The organism is Microbacterium luteolum, assembly GCF_039533965.1.
GTDB lineage: Bacteria > Actinomycetota > Actinomycetes > Actinomycetales > Microbacteriaceae > Microbacterium > Microbacterium luteolum.
Genome location: NZ_BAAAUN010000001.1, coordinates 2,122,697 through 2,138,379 on the forward strand (window position 1 = coordinate 2,122,697; position 15,683 = coordinate 2,138,379).

The 15,683-nt window shown below is 69.1% G+C and carries 15 protein-coding genes; 7 read left to right on the forward strand and 8 right to left on the reverse strand.

The annotated features are described in order from the left end of the window. Positions 1 to 5 precede the first annotated feature (5 nt). The gene (locus ABD648_RS10195; protein WP_282214842.1) at positions 6 to 1,334 is read left to right on the forward strand and encodes a uracil-xanthine permease family protein; all 1,329 of its coding nucleotides are present in this window, start codon (positions 6 to 8) and stop codon (positions 1,332 to 1,334) included. Here the strand turns inward: ABD648_RS10195 and ABD648_RS10200 are convergent. Next, the gene (locus ABD648_RS10200) at positions 1,331 to 1,999 is read right to left on the reverse strand and encodes a TetR/AcrR family transcriptional regulator (RefSeq protein ID WP_282214843.1); all 669 of its coding nucleotides are present in this window, start codon (positions 1,997 to 1,999) and stop codon (positions 1,331 to 1,333) included. The two genes, ABD648_RS10195 and ABD648_RS10200, sit on opposite strands and share 4 nt — an antisense overlap. A 123-nt stretch (positions 2,000 to 2,122) precedes the next feature. Here ABD648_RS10200 and ABD648_RS10205 point away from each other — a divergent pair, with 123 nt between their 5' ends. Together ABD648_RS10205 and ABD648_RS10210 are read left to right on the forward strand one after the other, a co-directional pair. Next, a complete protein-coding gene (locus ABD648_RS10205) occupies positions 2,123 to 2,995 on the forward strand; it encodes a DUF1266 domain-containing protein (protein ID WP_282214844.1) in 873 nt (290 codons plus the stop codon). Next, on the forward strand, positions 2,968 to 4,032 hold the full coding sequence (locus tag ABD648_RS10210) for a hypothetical protein (protein ID WP_282214845.1): 1,065 nt from the start codon (positions 2,968 to 2,970) through the stop codon (positions 4,030 to 4,032). The genes ABD648_RS10205 and ABD648_RS10210 overlap by 28 nt, the downstream gene beginning before the upstream one ends. A gap of 165 nt (positions 4,033 to 4,197) precedes the next feature. On the opposite strand, the gene ABD648_RS10215 is transcribed toward ABD648_RS10210, so the two are convergent. The 5 genes from ABD648_RS10215 to ABD648_RS10235 all read right to left on the reverse strand — a co-directional run bounded on the left by ABD648_RS10215 (position 4,198) and on the right by ABD648_RS10235 (position 10,123). Further along, entirely contained in the window at positions 4,198 to 5,193 is a 996-nt protein-coding gene (locus ABD648_RS10215) for a LacI family DNA-binding transcriptional regulator (protein WP_282217539.1), read from the reverse strand. Positions 5,194 to 5,329: 136 nt separating this feature from the next. Continuing rightward, positions 5,330 to 6,760, reverse strand: a complete 1,431-nt coding sequence (locus ABD648_RS10220; RefSeq protein ID WP_282214846.1) for a GH1 family beta-glucosidase — start codon at positions 6,758 to 6,760, stop codon at positions 5,330 to 5,332. A gap of 5 nt (positions 6,761 to 6,765) precedes the next feature. Then, on the reverse strand, positions 6,766 to 7,653 hold the full coding sequence (locus tag ABD648_RS10225; RefSeq protein WP_282214847.1) for a carbohydrate ABC transporter permease: 888 nt from the start codon (positions 7,651 to 7,653) through the stop codon (positions 6,766 to 6,768). Next, positions 7,650 to 8,690, reverse strand: coding sequence for a carbohydrate ABC transporter permease (locus ABD648_RS10230; protein WP_282214848.1), 1,041 nt, complete (start codon positions 8,688 to 8,690; stop codon positions 7,650 to 7,652). The genes ABD648_RS10225 and ABD648_RS10230 overlap by 4 nt, the downstream gene beginning before the upstream one ends. A 122-nt stretch (positions 8,691 to 8,812) precedes the next feature. Then, the gene (locus ABD648_RS10235) at positions 8,813 to 10,123 is read right to left on the reverse strand and encodes an ABC transporter substrate-binding protein (RefSeq protein ID WP_282214849.1); all 1,311 of its coding nucleotides are present in this window, start codon (positions 10,121 to 10,123) and stop codon (positions 8,813 to 8,815) included. 237 nt (positions 10,124 to 10,360) lie between these two features. On the opposite strand from ABD648_RS10235, the gene ABD648_RS10240 reads away from it, so the two are divergent. The 3 genes from ABD648_RS10240 (at position 10,361) to purQ (ending at position 12,010) form a co-directional block, all read left to right on the forward strand. Continuing rightward, positions 10,361 to 10,900, forward strand: coding sequence for an adenine phosphoribosyltransferase (locus ABD648_RS10240; RefSeq protein ID WP_282214850.1), 540 nt, complete (start codon positions 10,361 to 10,363; stop codon positions 10,898 to 10,900). Positions 10,901 to 11,057: 157 nt separating this feature from the next. Then, the gene (purS, locus tag ABD648_RS10245) at positions 11,058 to 11,306 is read left to right on the forward strand and encodes a phosphoribosylformylglycinamidine synthase subunit PurS (protein WP_282214851.1); all 249 of its coding nucleotides are present in this window, start codon (positions 11,058 to 11,060) and stop codon (positions 11,304 to 11,306) included. Beyond that, positions 11,303 to 12,010, forward strand: a complete 708-nt coding sequence (purQ, locus tag ABD648_RS10250; RefSeq protein ID WP_282214852.1) for a phosphoribosylformylglycinamidine synthase subunit PurQ — start codon at positions 11,303 to 11,305, stop codon at positions 12,008 to 12,010. The genes purS and purQ overlap by 4 nt, the downstream gene beginning before the upstream one ends. Positions 12,011 to 12,017: 7 nt before the next feature. Here purQ and ABD648_RS10255 read toward each other — a convergent pair whose 3' ends face one another. Continuing rightward, positions 12,018 to 13,283, reverse strand: a complete 1,266-nt coding sequence (locus tag ABD648_RS10255; RefSeq protein ID WP_282214853.1) for a hypothetical protein — start codon at positions 13,281 to 13,283, stop codon at positions 12,018 to 12,020. Positions 13,284 to 13,402: 119 nt separating this feature from the next. After that, positions 13,403 to 13,831, reverse strand: coding sequence for a DUF1761 domain-containing protein (locus ABD648_RS10260; RefSeq protein ID WP_282214854.1), 429 nt, complete (start codon positions 13,829 to 13,831; stop codon positions 13,403 to 13,405). A 150-nt stretch (positions 13,832 to 13,981) separates the two neighbouring features. Here ABD648_RS10260 and ABD648_RS10265 point away from each other — a divergent pair, with 150 nt between their 5' ends. Then, entirely contained in the window at positions 13,982 to 15,643 is a 1,662-nt protein-coding gene (locus ABD648_RS10265; protein WP_282214855.1) for a glycoside hydrolase family 13 protein, read from the forward strand. Positions 15,644 to 15,683 lie beyond the last annotated feature (40 nt).

Below are 15,683 nucleotides of genomic sequence, written 5' to 3' on the forward strand. Positions count from 1 at the left end.
CCCGCATGGCCCTGTGGAAGCTGCATGGAAACGGCCGCACGCTCGAGCCCGGCGCCGTCGTGCGCCCGGATGAGCGCCTGAACTGGCCGGCCACGATCGCGATCGGCCTCCAGCACGTGATCGCGATGTTCGGCGCCACGTTCCTCGTGCCGATCATCACCGGCTTCCCGGTCGCCACGACGCTGCTCTTCAGCGGCGTCGGCACGATCATGTTCCTGCTCGTCACCCGCAACAAGCTGCCCAGCTACCTCGGTTCGTCGTTCGCCTTCATCGCGCCGGTGACGGCGGCGACGGCATCCGCGAACATGGGGACCGCGCTCGCCGGCATCGTCGCCGTCGGCGTGCTGCTCGCGATCATCGGCGTGGTCGTGCACACGGTCGGCGTCAAATGGGTCGATCGCTTCCTGCCGCCGGTGCTGGCCGGCACGATCGTCGCGCTCATCGGGTTCAACCTCGCGGGCGCGGCGCACAACAACTACGCGGCGGCGCCGATCACCGCGACGTTCACGCTCGCGATCACGATCATCTTCGCCGTGGTCTTCCGCGGGTTCCTCGGACGCATCTCGATCTTCCTCGGCGTGATCGCGGGGTACATCTTCGCGGCGTTCCGTGGCGAGCTGAACTTCGAGGCCGTCGAGAAGGCCGACTGGATCGGACTTCCGACCTTCACCCTCCCGAATTTCACCGAGCCCGGCACGCTGACGGCTCTCGCGATGTTCCTCCCGGTCGTGCTGGTCCTGATCGCCGAGAACGTCGGGCACGTCCGCGGCGTCGCGACCATGACCGGCGACAGCACCATCAACGAGCAGACCGGGAAGGCTCTGATCGCCGACGGCGTCTCGACCACCCTGGCCGGCTTCTTCGGCGGCTCCGGCACGACGACCTACGGCGAGAACATCGGCGTCATGGCGTCGACGCGGGTCTACTCGACCGCCGCCTACTGGGTCGCGGGCGCCGCGGCGATCCTCCTGAGCCTGTCACCGAAGTTCGGCGAGGTCATCAACTCCGTTCCCGCCGGCGTGCTCGGCGGCGTGACCACCGCTCTCTACGGCCTGATCGGCGTGATCGGCATCAAGATCTGGGTCGACAACCGCGTCGACTTCTCCCGCCCGGTGAATCAGTACACGGCCGCTGTCGCGCTGATCATGGCCGTCGGCGGATTCATGATCAAGGACGAGGCCTCCGGCTTCGAGCTCGGCGGCATCGTCATCGCGACCGTCGCCGCGATCCTGATCTACCACCTCGGCAACCTGATCGCCCGCCTCCGGAAGACGGGCGCCGACGACCCGAAGCCGCTCGAGGCCGTGGGTCCGCTCGGCGGCGACCCGGCCTAGTCGCCCGGGCAGACGGCCCCGGTCGCCCGCGGGCGGGGCTGCCCGTCGCGCACGATCACGGGCGCCAGCGGCATCGGCGTGGCGGGTGCGGGCAGCCCGTACCGCCGGTGCATCCACTGCCGCGCCTCTTCGAGCGGATACGTCGGTCCGAACACGGCGAACTTCACGAAGATCCCCTCGAGCGTGCTCCGCAGCATGACCTCCTCGAGTGCAGGGTCGTCGGCGCCGCGGGCACGGAACAGGTCGCGCACGGCATCCTCCGCGGCCGTCGCCGCCTCTTCGTGGCGGGCCTCGGACTCGGCGAACAGTCGGTGCGTCGCGGGCTGCTGCTGCATCGCGAGCACGGCCCGCTGCAGCGGCAGCGCGTACGCGGTCGCCATGAGGGCGCCGTCGATCACCGCGGCGAGCGCCTCGTCAGGCGTCCCCTCGACACGGGCGAAACCGAGGACGGTCTCGAACCAGCGGTCGATCACGGCGGCGACCAGCTGGTCCTTGCCGCCGAAGTGATAGTTCACGAGACCCTGCGCGACGCCGGCGCGGGAGGTGATCTCGGCGATGCTGGCTCCGGCCACACCCCGTTCGCTGAAGACCTCGACCGCCGCCTGGAGGAGCGTCTCACGCGAGCGTTCCCGCGCGGCTCTGTTCCGTTCGTCGGAGCGCGCCATGCGGCATCCACCTCCTGAGTTGCGACCGTTGCTTTCGAAATCCTCCCCGTGCCGTATAGATTACTCACTGAATGTTCGTTCAATCTGTGAACGACGACGGATTCACCCCTCCCAGGAGTAGCAATGCACCCCTTCGCGCGCGTCGACTTCAATGACCTCGGCTCGATCATCGGCTGGCTCATCGAGCAGTGGTGGGTCTGGGCGATCGTCGGCGTCGTCGTGTTGTTCTTCATCGTCGTGTGGCTCCTTCCGGACGCCAAGGTCAAGCCGTCGGAGCAGTTCTCCACGGCCGACGCCGAGGCGAACGAGATCGCGCTCGGGTTCCTGCAGATCACGAACCTCCCGTCCGGCCCGTGGAACGACCCGACCGCCTCCGGTCTCGGCGCGCGGGAGAAGTCGGTGCTCGTCGACCAGTGGGGTGTGCATTCGCGTCAGGACTGGCTCGACAACATCGAGCGCCTCACCACCGACCGTCGTCGGCGCGAGATGTGGACGCTCTACCTCGCCGTCCGCGCCTCGCTCGCCGAGCGCCTCGGCCGCACGCCGAAGGCGAAGGAATGGCTCGCGGCGATCGTGGAAGAGGGCGGCGACAAGCGCGATGCGCGCAGCTTCGTGACCGCGATCGAATACATCGAGTCGGAGGTGCGCAAGCGCGTCGGCAAGGACATCGTGTCCCCCGGTGTGTTCGTGAAGACGCTCGACGGCTACGCACTGGGTCAGGCCGTCGCGATGACGACCTGGGGCGTGGCGCTGGGCCACGGCGATGTCGGCGAAGCGCGGGAGATCATCCGCCGGATCAATGCCGACGCGCGCCCCGGCTTCAGCTCATGGGCCGACTTCGGCCTGAGCTACGTCGCCGGGCGGGTCATGCACTGGAGCGACGGCAACGTCGACGAGAAGTCGTTCGAGAAGTTCGGTGACGGCTGGTCGGACTTCAAGGCTGCCGCGACCGAGAAGCGCAACGGCCCGTGGGCGTCGCTGTCGTGGAGCCGCTGAGCGTCGACCTGGAACCGCTGCGACGCAGCGCCGGATTCCGCGACATCCTCACCTACGAGCGCATCTGCCGGATGCCGCCGCATCGCCGTTTCGTGGTGATCCTCATCGCCGTGCTGCTGTTCGCCGCGGCGATGCTGGTGGGCCTCTGGTTCCTGGGCCGCACCGACATCCTCGCCGTCGCGCCCATCCTCGGCGTGTTCGTCGTCGGGTACACCGTGCTCGCCGCGGTCGGATTCGTCTGGTATTCGGTCGGGCTCAGCCGCCGGGTCAAGATCGCCGCCTTCGCCTGGCAGAACGGATGGGCCTACGCCGACTCGCTCGAGCACACCCGGCGGCCGGGAGCGGCGTTCACCCGCGTCCTCCGCGGGCAGGAGCGCGCGGTCGTAGCGTGCGACGACGAGCGGATGCCGTTCGAGCTCGGCATGCACCACTCGGTGTCGCGCGGTCAGGAGCGGGCGACCGTGCAGCGCCCGTTCGCGTTCATCGAGCTGCCGCTCCCCTCGTCGGTGCCCCACATCGTGCTCGCGAACAAGCGGCGGAGCATCATCCCGACCCTGGGTCTCGGGCGAGGAGCGGCGCGGATGGACCTCGAGGGCGAGTTCGCCTCGACCTTCCGGCTCATCGTGCCGGAGGGCTACCAGCAGGACGCGCTGTACATCTTCACGCCCGATCTCATGGCACGGGTGCTCGACCTCGGCGCAGGTTCCGAGATCGAACTCGTCTCGGACCGGCTCTATGTCTACCTGCCGGCGAACACACGATTCGATCGCGCCGAGACCATGGCCGCAGCGATCACTCTCGCGGAGGATTTCCACCGCCGCTTCGCCGCACGCACCGCGCTGTACCGCGACGACGACGCCGGCGACATCGCGGCGAGGGCCGGCGTCTCGGTCGGCCTGCGCGGGCAGCGACTGGGCGGGCGCGGGATCTCCGTCCTCGCCGTGGCCGGGACCGCCGGCGTGCTGCTGCTGTCGGCGGGAGTGACCGCCTTCTCGCTGTTCGGCGGCGGCATCCTGCGCACGCTCGGCTTCGGCTGACCCACAGACCCACGGCTGTGGGCCTGGCCCGGAGGGGGCGCCAGGGCCACAGCCGTGTTCACCTCGGTCGTGCCGCGAACTTTGTGCGGCCATTCCGAACTTCTGCGGCCATTCCGAGCGAATGAGGCCGCAGAAGTCGAGATCGGCCGCAGGAGTTCGACCGGCTCAGGCCGAGGCGCGCACCACGAGCTCGGTCGGCAGGATCGTGGTGTTCGCCGGATCCTCGCCGGCGAGCCGCGCCAGCAGCACACCCGCCATCGCCTCACCCTGCCGGTACATCGGCTGGCGCATCGTCGTGAGCTGCGGATCGGTCGACACCGCGACCGAGGAGTCATCGAAACCGACGAGGGCCACGTCCTCCGGGACCCTCAGTCCGGCCGAGCGCAGGGCCGTGAGCGCGCCCCGCGCCATCAGGTCGCTCGCGACGAACACCGCGTCGGGTGCACCGCCCGCGAGGATGCGGCGCATGGCATCGGCTCCGCTGGCCTCGCTGTAGTCGCCGGCCTCCTCCGCGAACGGCCGCAGCCCGGCATCCGCGAGCGCCCGTCGGAAACCCTGCATGCGGTCGATAGACGACACCATGGTCGGCGTGCCCGAGACCGTCGCGATGCGCGTCCGGCCGATGTCGATCAGTCGGCGAGTGGCGTTCTCGGCCCCTGCGACGTTGTCCACGTCGACGACGTAGTCGGTCTCGCGCCGGCGCACGGGGCGTCCGCCGTAGACGACCGGTACGGCATCCGCGATTCGATCGATGAACGCGTCACTGGTGTGGTGCGAGACGATCAGGGCGCCGTCGACACCCCCGTTGCGCACGAAGCTGGTCATCTTGTCGCCGGGGTCGTCGCTGGCGATGAGCAGGTTGAGCAGGTAGTCCGAGCCGCCGAGCTTCCCGGTGATGCCCGCGACGATGGCGGCGAAGAACGGGTCCCCGAAGAAGCGGTTGGTGTCCTCCGGGACGATCAGGGCGATCGCGTGGGTCTGCCGTGATGCCAGCGACCGGGCCGCTCGGTTGGGCACGTAGCTCAGCTCGTCGATGGCTGCGCGCACCGCGGCGAGCGCCTCGGGACTCACCGCCGTCGAGCCGTTGACCACCCGCGACACCGTCGACCGGGACACCCCCGCGGCGGATGCCACCTCCTCGATGGTCGCCCGTGGCGACATCATCGTGCGCACTCTTCCATCGCCCTATTCTGTCTGTTCGGCGGGGAGCTTCCCGTCACCGAGCTTTCGAATCGCGTGAATGGTCGAGTTTCGGGCGTAGCCGCGACCATTCACGCGATTCGAAGGGCACGTCGGCTCAGAGGGCGCGCGCGGCGATGATCCGCGCGTACTCCCTGCCCGAGTCCTTCAGGCTCCGCTCCTGCGTGTCGTAGTCGACGCGCACGATGCCGAATCGCTTGTCGTAGCCCCAGGCCCACTCGTAATTGTCGAACATCGACCAGTAGAAGTAGCCGCGCACGTCGACGCCCGCATCCGCGGCATCCAGCACGGCGCCGAGGTGCAGGCGCAGGAACTCGGCGCGCTCCGCGTCGTGCACGCGGGTCTCGCCGCCCTCGACCACCGCGACGTCGTCGTAGGCCGCGCCGTTCTCGGTCATGTAGAGCACGGTCCCCGCGGGCTCGGCGTACTCGGTCCACACGCGCTGGAGGAGGCGGGTGAGCCCCTCCGGCTGCACCTCCCAGTTCTGCGCGGTGCGCGGGAGGCCCCGCTCGACGGAATGGATGCCGTCGCTCGAGGGGTACGGGCTGCGCCCCTTCCGCTCGGTCGCAGGACCGCCCGACACCGGCGGCTCGGCGGGAGCCGCGCCCGCCACGAAGTCGCCGTGGTAGTAGTTCACGCCCTGAGTGTCGATGTGCTGCGAGATCGTCTCGAGGTCGCCGTCGTGGACCGCGGCCTCGAACTGGGAGACCGCATCCGCATCCACCGCGCGGATGTCCTCGATGATGTCCGCGGGGTAGGCACCGCGGTAGATCGGGTCGAGGAACCAGCGGTTGAACTGGCCGTCGACGCGGCGGGCGGCGTCGACGTCGGCAGGGTTCCCCGGATCCGCCGGGTCGGCGACCGTGTGGTTCAGCGTGATGCCGAGATCCAGCGAGGCGTCGCGACCGCGCAGCTCGCGCACCGTCGAGCCGTGCGCGAGCAGCAGGTGGTGCGAGGCCAGCAGCCCCTCCGCGATGCTCGTGTGGCCGGGGGCGTGCTCACCGCCGGTGTAGGAGAGGAACGACGAGCACCACGGCTCGTTCAACGTCGTCCAGACGTTCACCCGATCACCGAGCGCGTCGTGCATGGTGCCGACGTACTCCAGGAAGCGGTCGACCGTGTCGCGGTTCGTCCAGCCCCCGGCATCCTGCAGCGCCTGCGGCATGTCCCAGTGGTAGAGGGTCAGCCAGGGCAGGATGCCGGCGCCGAGCAGCTCGTCGACCAGACGCTGGTAGAAGTCGACGCCCTTCGCGTTCACGGCGCCGCCGTCGGGCCGCACCCGCGACCACGAGGTCGAGAACCGGTACGTCTGCAGGCCGAGCTCGGTCATGAGGGCGACATCGTCGGCGTAGCGGTGATAGTGGTCGCACGCGATGTCTCCGGTGTCGCCGCCGATGACGGCCCCCGGCACCCTCGAGAACGCATCCCAGATCGACGCGGTGCGCCCGTCCTCGAAGGCCGCTCCTTCGATCTGATACGCCGCCGTCGCGGCGCCGAAGAGGAAGTTCGAGGGGAAGGGGCGCGTCATAGAGGTCATCCTTTCACCGCGCCCGCCATGATGCCACTGACCAACTGGCGGCCCGCGACCACGAAGAGCACGAGCAGCGGGAGGGTCGCGAGCACCGCACCGGCGAGCACGATGGAGTAGTCGATGTAGTAGCCGGACTGCAGCTGACTGAGCGCCGTCTGCAGGGTCGGGTTCTGGGGGGAGAGCACGATCAGCGGCCAGAGGTAGTCGGTCCACGCGGTCATGAACGTGAACAGTCCGAGGATCGCCATGGCCGGGCGGGCGGCGGGCAAGCCGACGGTGAGGAAGGTGCGGAACTGGTTCGCACCGTCCATCCGCGCGGCTTCGATCAGCTCGTCCGGGATCACGTCGACGAGGTACTGCCGCATGAAGAACACCCCGAAGGCGGTGACCAGCGTCGGCACGATGACCGCGCCGATCGACCCGGTCCAGCCGAGTTCGCGCATCAGCATGAACAGCGGGATGATGCCGAGCTGCGTCGGGATCGCCATGGTCGCGATCACGAAGATCATGAGTCCGTCGCGGCCCTTGAAGCGCAGCTTCGCGAAGGCGTAGCCGGCGAGCGTCGAGAAGGTCACGACCGAGATCGTGATGATGCCCGAGATGAGGAACGAGTTGCCGAGCGCCAGCCAGAACGGGATCGCGTCGAACACCTTCGCAGCGTTCACGAGGAAGTTGCCGCCGGGGATGAGGGGCAGCGTCTCGCCGCGGGTGGCGTTGGTGCCGCTCGCCACGACCACCGACCACCACAGCGGATACACGCTGCCGATGATGAACGCGGCGAGCAGACCGTAGGTGAGGAAGCCGGGGCGGCTGCCGATACCCGCGTTCCCTCCGCTCGCGCTGCGGCGGCGGATCTTCTCCGGCACGCTGAGGGCCTGGGTGGCGGTCATCGCGCCTCCTCCTTGCGGGTCGAGCGGGCGCGGCGGCGCGCGGCCCGGTTCTTCGGATCGCTGCCCGTGGAGATGCGGCGGGAGATCAGGAAGTTGATCACGCCGATGCCCACGATGAGCAGGAAGAGCAGGATGGCGACGGCGGATGCCTCGCCGAGATCGCGGCGGAAGAAGGCGAGCTCCCAGAGGAACAGCACGGTCGTCTGGAACTGGCGGTCGCTGCCGCCGATGCCGCCCGCGGTCGACACGTCGAAGAGGCGCGGCTCGGCGAAGATCTGCAGTCCGCCGATCGTGGCGGTGATGATCACGAAGATCAGGGTCGGACGGATCGTGGGGATGGTGATGGAGAAGAAGCGGCGAGCGGCTCCGGCGCCGTCGAGCGCCGCGGACTCGTACAGATCGCGCGGCACGGACTGCATCGCGGCGAGGAGGATGAGGGCGTTGTACCCGGTCCAGCGGAAGTTGACCATCACCGCGATCGCCATGTGCGACAGCGCCGTGTTGTGCTTCCACTCCTGGTCGGCGATGCCGATGAGGTTCAGGAGGTTGTTGGCGAGACCGTCGGCCTCGTTGAAGATGCTCGAGAAGATGATCGCGACGGCGACCGGCGTGACGACGAACGGGATGAGCACGCTCATGCGCCAGAACGTCGGTGCGCGCAGCCCCCGGTCGAGGAGGTAGGCGATCACCAGTGCGACCGCCAGCTGAGGGATCGCGGAGAGCAGGAAGATGCTCAGGGTGTTGCCGATCGAGTTCCAGAACATCGAGTCGCCGAGGATCTCGACGAAGTTGCCGACGCCGACGAAGTCGCCCTCCCCCTTGAGCAGGTCCCACTCGTGCACCGCCACCCACACGGTGTAGAGCAGCGGGAACAGTCCGACGAGCCCGAACAGCAGGAAGAACGGGGAGATGTAGAAGTACGGAGACGCGTTCTGGTCGAAGCGCGAGAGCCTGTGGCGCCACGGCCGCTTCGGCGCGGCATCCGTCTTCTGCGACGGAGCGGATGCCGTGGCCGCGCGCTCTTCTGTGAGAGTCATGGGTCTTCCTTGGTGGATGCGAGGAGTGGGCGTTTCGTCTCGCTGCGCTCGCTCAACGACCGAATGATGTCGGTCGTTGAGCGAGCACGGCGGAGCCGAGCGAGACGAAACGCCCGAGGGTGTCAGTCGACGAGCTCGTTCAGGAGCTTGATCGCGGCATCCCAGGCACCCTGGGTGTCGGTGTCACCGCGGTCGAGTCCGCTGAGAGCCGGCCCGAAGACGTTCTCCTGGATCACGGAGTCGTCGGCGCCCTTGAACTGCGCCACCACGCCCTTCGCGCGCTCGGCCAGGATCGCGCCGGTGGGCGCGTCGTTGAAGAACGCGTTCGGCGTCGCCTCCGAGGCGAGGGTCTCCTGCGCCTTGACGGTCGAGGGGAAGTTGCCCGCGGCGGCGGACTGCTTCACCTGCTGCTCGGGCTGCGTCAGCCAGTCGGCGAGCTCAGCGGCCGCTTCCTGGTGCTGCGAGCTCTCCGGGATCGACAGGAACGCGCCGCCCCAGTTGGCCGCCCCTCCGGGGAACACGTCGGCGAAGTCCCAGCCGGTCGCCGCGTCGCCGCCGCCGGCCTCGACCTGACCCTGCACGACGCCGAGCATCCAGCCCGGGCACACGAAGGTCGCGAAGGTGCCGTCGACGAACGACTTCCCGCCGTTCCAGTCCCACGCGGTCTGCGCAGCGGACTGGCCGCCCTCGGTCGCGGCTCCGAGCAGCTCGAAGCGCTCCTTCAGCTCGGCGTTGTCCTCGACGTTCACCTTGCCGTCGGCGGTGTAGTAGCCCTCGTCGAGCTGGTTGACCATGGCGTTCCAGACGAAGCCGGAGTGGTCGTACCAGGCCTTGCCGGTCTTGGCCGTGTACTCGGCGCCGACGGCGAAGTAGTTCTCCCAGTCGCCGTCGAGCAGCTCGGCGACGGACTCACGGTCGCTGGGCAGGCCAGCGGCCTCGAACGCGGCGCCGTTGTAGCAGATGCCGCTCGGACCGATGTCGGTGCCGTAGCCGATGACACGGCCCTCGGCATCCGTCGCCTGTCCGTACTTCCAGTCGACCCAGTCGGCCTTGCGGTCCTCGATGCCGAAGTCGCGCAGGTCGACGAAGGTGTCGGAGACGTCCATGATGGCGCCGAGCCAGCCCTCTTCGATCGCGACGACGTCGCTGAGGCCGGAGCCGGCCGCGATCTTGGTGAACGCGTCGGTGCGGGCGTTGCCGCCGGTGTCGATGTTGGTCGCCTCGATCGTGACGTTCGGGTGCTCCTTCTCGTACTCGTCGTAGAGGTCTTCGTAGCCGAAGGTGCCGAACGTGGTGACGGTCAGCGTGACGTCCTCGTCGCCACCGCCGTCGGCGTCGCCACCGGCGGCGCCGGAGCATCCGGCCAGGGCGAGGGCGGAGACGGATGCCACGGCGGCTGCCGTCAGGATCCGGGTGCGGGCACGTGTGTTCACAGGTCACTCCTTTGTGGTGGGGGTCGCGCAGTGTGGTGCTCAGGGATTCGTGGGAGCGCTCCCACGAACTGAGACGTCACTCTATGGGAGCGCTCCCACGAAAGTCAAGCAGGACGGGTCGGGGCCGGAGGCTGTGCACAACTCAGCAAGAATTCACCGCCGCACCCCAACACTCCGGTCCCGCGGGCCGATCGGCCGCATTCTTGCTGAGTTACGCACGCGAGGTAGCCTTGCCCGGTGCCCGAAGCCGCTCTCTCCCCCGCCCTCGTCCGCGCCGCGTCCCTGATTCGCAGCATCCCGGACTACCCGGAACCCGGCATCGTCTTCCGCGACATCACCCCGCTGCTCGCCGACGCCGAAGCACTCCGCGTCACGACCGAGGCGATCATCGAGCCGTTCGCCGGCCAGTTCGACGTGGTCGCCGGCATCGAGGCGCGCGGCTTCATCCTGGCCGGAGCGGCCGCGATCGCCGCCGGGGTCGGCCTGATCCCGATCCGCAAGGCGGGCAAGCTGCCGCGGCCGGCGGCATCCGTCGACTACGCGCTCGAGTACGGCACCGCCACGATCGAGATGCACGACGATCTGCCCGCCGGATCCCGCGTGCTGCTCATCGACGACGTGCTCGCCACGGGCGGCACGCTCGCAGCCGGGCGTGAGCTCGTCGAACGACTCGGCAGCCACGTCGTCGGCATCTCGGTGCTGTTCGAGATCGACGGCCTCGGCGGGCGCGCGGCCATCGGCGATCTGCACACGGTCTTCCACTCCGACCCCGCGTAGGACGAGGTGCCGGGGCCGGTAGACTGAGGGCGCCAGCCTTCCCGCGACTTCCGGCGTTTCGACTCCTCGCTAAGACCTGCACTGAGCGAGCGAAGCGAGACGAAGCGTCGTCGCTCAATGACCATAGCTACGGCCTGCGGCCGCCTGGAGGATCACGATGCCCACCATCGTCGTCGACGTCATGCCCAAGTCCGAACTGCTCGACCCGCAGGGGAAGGCCGTCTCCGGCGCATTCGCCCGTCTGGGCGTCGAGGGCTTCACCGACGTCCGCATCGGCAAGCGCTTCGAGCTCACGGTCGAGGGCGAGGTCACCGACGAGCTGCTCGCCGAGGCGAAGCGCGTCGCCGACGAGGTGCTCTCCAACTCCGTGATCGAGGACGTGGTGGGCGTCGAGGTCGTCGAATGACCGTCCGCATCGGCGTCGTCACCTTCCCCGGCTCGCTCGACGACCGTGACGCGCAGCGCGCCGTCCGCATCGCGGGCGCCGAGCCCGTCGCGCTCTGGCACGGCTCGCACGACCTCGAGGGCGTCGACGCCCTCGTGCTGCCCGGCGGCTTCAGCTACGGCGACTACCTGCGCGCCGGAGCCATCGCCGCCCTCTCGCCGATCATGGCCGAGGTGAAGGATGCCGCGGCCAAGGGCATGCCGATCCTCGGCATCTGCAACGGCTTCCAGATGCTCGTCGAGGCGCACCTGCTGCCCGGCGGTCTGATCCGCAACGACCACCAGCACTTCGTGCGTCGCGACCAGAAGCTCACGGTCGAGAACTCCGACACGGCCTGGACGAACACGTTCCGCGCCGGTCAGGAGATCGTCATCCCGCTCAAGAACGGGGACGGCGGCTACATCGCCGACGACGCGACGCTGGACCGCCTGGAGGGCGAGGGCCTGGTCGCGTTCCGCTACGCCGGCGTGAACCCCAACGGCTCCCTGCGCGACATCGCCGGACTCACGAACGAGGCAGGCAACGTCGTGGGGCTCATGCCGCACCCCGAGCACTCGGTCGAGCCGGGCTTCGGCCCCGACACCGCGGTCGCGATGCGCAGCGGGATCGACGGGCTCGGCTTCTTCGCGAGCGCGGTCGCCGCGGTCGCCCGCGTCGCCGCCTAGTTCTCCCTCAATCCACCGGCAGGCGGAAGGGGTTGTCCCCCGCCTCTGCGAGCAGGTACCAGGCCGTCGCGCCCGTGTGCAGGCTCGCGTAGTACAGGTCGCCGAAGCCGGAGTCGAGGCCGTCCGTCGACGTCGCCACGATCCCCTTTCCGTCGCCGTTCGCGGCGTCGCGCTGCACCAGCCGGATGCTGTCGAGCAGGGTCTCCGCGCGATCCGCATCGCCCTGTCCGTCGCGCAGCCGGAGCCCGAGCGCGAGGTTGCCCGCACCCTCGAACCACACCTTCGAGACGTCGGTGTCACTGATCGAGGGCCCCGTGTACGGACCATCGTTCGCGATCAGGTTGGCGAGGGTCCAGTCCAGCGCCGCACCGTAGCGCGGGTCGCCGGTGCCCAGGTAGCTCCACGTCTGCGCATCCAGGGGCACGGGACGGGTGTTGATCGTCGATCCGTCGAGGCCCGTGCCGGTGTCGACATGACCGTCCGCGCTCTGCATCGCTGCGACGAAACCGGCGGCGACGGCTGCCCGATCCGCCCACACCGCATCGCCGGTGAGCTGTGCCAGCTGAGTGAAGAACCCGGAGATGTCGCTGTTGTGCTCGGTCGACTTCCACGTCAGCGAGGTGCCGTCGTCCACCTGGCCGCCCGTGTATCCGTAGGGGGCGCGGATCATGTCGGCGGTGTTCGTCTGGATCCACTCGGCGATCCGCAGCGCCCCGTCGAGATACTTCGTCTCTCCCGTCGCGTGGAAGAGACGCGCGAGCGCCATGCCGACCCAGGCCTGGTTCCCGGTGAACGTGCCGGGGCCCGTGATCTCCACTCGCCCCTGACGGATGCCGTGCGGTTCGTACGAGGTGCGCACGCGACCGTCGCCGATCGGGTCCTCCGCCTGGACGAACAGCAGCGTGTCGCCGATCGCCTGCGCGTGACGGAGGTCGGCGGGCAGGCCGCGGGACGTGTAGGCGATCACCACCAGCGCGTCGTCGTAGACGAACGACGGCGTGAAGTCCCAGCTCGGAGTGGTGAAGAACCCGCCTTGGTAGCTCCGGGGGAGGCAGTGGCCGGCGCCGTCGCAGAACTCGTCGACGCGGGCGTCGAGGAACTCGTAGGCCAGAGCGACGGACTGCTCCGGATCGAGGGCGTTCACCGTCGGCGTGGGTTCATCGGCCGACGTGACGCCGGCCGACACGGCCGGCACCGCCCCCGCGAACACGGTCGCGGCGACGAGCACGGTGACGATCGCCCAGGGCGCGTATCGGCGCGGAGAACCGGACATGGGACCCCTCGGTCGGAAGCGGGCGCATCGCACGACCAGGAAGTCGCAGGAAAAGCCTCGCCCCTCGGGTCCATCCGGGGAAGCGGCGAAAGTCTAGTGTTCACTCTCCGCACGTCGAACTATGCGAGCGCGGGCGGCCACACGCCGATGATCACGGCCATCACCAGCACCGTGACGAGCTCGTGCGCGATGTTCAGGGTGGTGAGTCTGGTCGAGCGCCCCTCGAAGGCGTCGTGCGTGATGAAGCGGGCGGCCGTGAATCCGGCCCAGAGCGTCACGCCCGTCACGATCGTGCCCCAGAAGAACGGGCCGCCGTAGAAGTGCCAGGAGATGGCGGATGCTCCGGCGAGCACCCACGCGGTGAGGAAGCTCACGATGACGGTGGTGATGATGGGCCACATCGCCGTCGCGGCCGGCCGATCCATGTCGACGTTCGCGAGCTTCGACCAGCGCGTGCCGAACACCTTCGGGGCGTACCAGATCGAGCCGACGAGCATACTCGACGCCGTGGCCAGCAGAACCGCCCAGTAGTTGATCTCGGGAACCATCATTGCCTCCTCGAATCGGATGCCGTCAGGCTACTCCTCGGACGGCCGGACTCCTGCAAGCACCGACGGCGCGCGCATCCGCTCTCCTGCTCCGAACCGATTCGATCGCCCATCTGGCGGGAATGTAAGCGTTTGCACTAGTCTCGTCCCATGGCACAGCTTGAACAGATCGCAGCCCCCGGTTCCGAGTGGTGGCGCAGCGCCGTCATCTACCAGATCTATCCCCGCTCCTTCGCGGACGCCTCCGGCGACGGCATCGGCGATCTGCCGGGCATCACCGCGCGGCTCGACTCGCTGAAGGACCTCGGCGTCGATGCGATCTGGCTCAGCCCCTTCATGACGAGCCCCCAGCGCGACGCCGGCTACGACGTCGCCGACTACCGCGACGTCGACCCGCTCTTCGGCACCCTCGCCGACTTCGACGAGATGCTCGCTGAGGCCCATGCCCGCGGCATCCGTGTGGTCGTCGACCTGGTCCCGAACCACTCCTCGGCGCAGCACGCCTGGTTCCAGGAAGCCCTGAAGGCCGCGCCGGGCAGCCCCGAGCGCGCGCGCTACATCTTCCGCGACGGCCAGGGCGAGACCGGCGAGCTCCCGCCGAACAACTGGGAGTCCGTGTTCGGCGGCGGAATGTGGGAGCGCATCGTCGAGGCCGACGGCACGCCCGGTCAGTGGTACCTGCACATCTTCGACCCCACGCAGCCCGACTTCGACTGGAACAACGAAGAGGTGCGCGAGGAGTTCCGCTCGATCCTGCGCTTCTGGCTCGACCGCGGTGTCGACGGGTTCCGCGTCGACGTCGCGCACGGCATGATCAAGGCCGACGGCCTGCCCGACTACACGCCCCCGGCCGACGCCGACTCGATGGGCGGCGGCGAGGCGAACGTGCCGTACTGGGGCCAGGAGGGCGTGCACGACATCTACCGCGACTGGCACGAGGTGCTCGCCGAGTACGACGGCGACCGCGCGCTGTGCGGCGAGGCCTGGATGCCGACGCTGAAGCAGACCGCGCTCTGGGTGCGCCCCGACGAGATGCACCAGACCTTCAACTTCCCGTACCTCATGACCCCGTGGGACGCGAAGGAGCTCGCGGACGTCATCCGCGAATCGCTCGACGCGTTCGGCGCGGTCGGCGCCCCGAGCACCTGGGTGCTCTCGAACCACGACGTCGTTCGTCACGCGAGCCGCCTCGCGCTGACGGCCGAGAACCCGCAGGGCGAGGGGATCGGACCGAACACCCCGGACAAGCCCGACACCGCGATCGGACTGGCGCGCGCCCGCGCGGCGACCACGCTGATGCTGGCCCTCCCCGGATCCGCCTACCTCTACCAGGGCGAGGAGCTCGGCCTTCCCGAGGCGATGGAGATCCCCGACGCGTTCCGTCAGGACCCGACCTGGTTCCGTACGAACGGCGAGCGCTACGGACGCGACGGATGCCGCGTGCCGCTGCCCTGGACCGCCGAGGGCACCGCCTTCGGGTTCAACGACACCGGTGCCTCGTGGCTGCCGCAGCCGGCGAGCTGGGCGACGTACGCCCGCGATGTCGAAGAGGCCGACCCGACGTCGACGCTGTCGCTCTACAAGGAGCTGCTGGCGGCACGCCGCGAGCACGGCTTCGGCAGCGGCTCGCTCGTGTGGGAGGACGCGGGAGCGGACGCCGTGGCCTTCCGCCGCGGCGACGTGCACGTGGTCGCCAACCTCGGCACCGCACCGCTCGAGCTGCCCGCCGGCGCGACGGTCGTCCTGTCGAGCCAGCCGTTCGACGGCACCTCGCTCCCCGTCGACACGGCCGCCTGGTACACGACGGCCTGATCACCCTTCCGTTCCGGTCGCGATATCTGCCGCTCCACCG

Coding starts and splice junctions, on each gene's coding strand:
- ABD648_RS10195 (WP_282214842.1), top strand. CDS start 6: ATGGCCCTGTGGAAGCTGCATGGAAACGGCCGCACGCTCGAGCCCGGC.
- ABD648_RS10200 (WP_282214843.1), bottom strand. CDS start 1,999: ATGGCGCGCTCCGACGAACGGAACAGAGCCGCGCGGGAACGCTCGCGT.
- ABD648_RS10205 (WP_282214844.1), top strand. CDS start 2,123: ATGCACCCCTTCGCGCGCGTCGACTTCAATGACCTCGGCTCGATCATC.
- ABD648_RS10215 (WP_282217539.1), bottom strand. CDS start 5,193: ATGTCGCCACGGGCGACCATCGAGGAGGTGGCATCCGCCGCGGGGGTG.
- ABD648_RS10220 (WP_282214846.1), bottom strand. CDS start 6,760: ATGACGCGCCCCTTCCCCTCGAACTTCCTCTTCGGCGCCGCGACGGCG.
- ABD648_RS10225 (WP_282214847.1), bottom strand. CDS start 7,653: ATGACCGCCACCCAGGCCCTCAGCGTGCCGGAGAAGATCCGCCGCCGC.
- ABD648_RS10230 (WP_282214848.1), bottom strand. CDS start 8,690: ATGACTCTCACAGAAGAGCGCGCGGCCACGGCATCCGCTCCGTCGCAG.
- purS (WP_282214851.1), top strand. CDS start 11,058: ATGCCCACCATCGTCGTCGACGTCATGCCCAAGTCCGAACTGCTCGAC.
- purQ (WP_282214852.1), top strand. CDS start 11,303: ATGACCGTCCGCATCGGCGTCGTCACCTTCCCCGGCTCGCTCGACGAC.
- ABD648_RS10255 (WP_282214853.1), bottom strand. CDS start 13,283: ATGTCCGGTTCTCCGCGCCGATACGCGCCCTGGGCGATCGTCACCGTG.
- ABD648_RS10260 (WP_282214854.1), bottom strand. CDS start 13,831: ATGGTTCCCGAGATCAACTACTGGGCGGTTCTGCTGGCCACGGCGTCG.
- ABD648_RS10265 (WP_282214855.1), top strand. CDS start 13,982: ATGGCACAGCTTGAACAGATCGCAGCCCCCGGTTCCGAGTGGTGGCGC.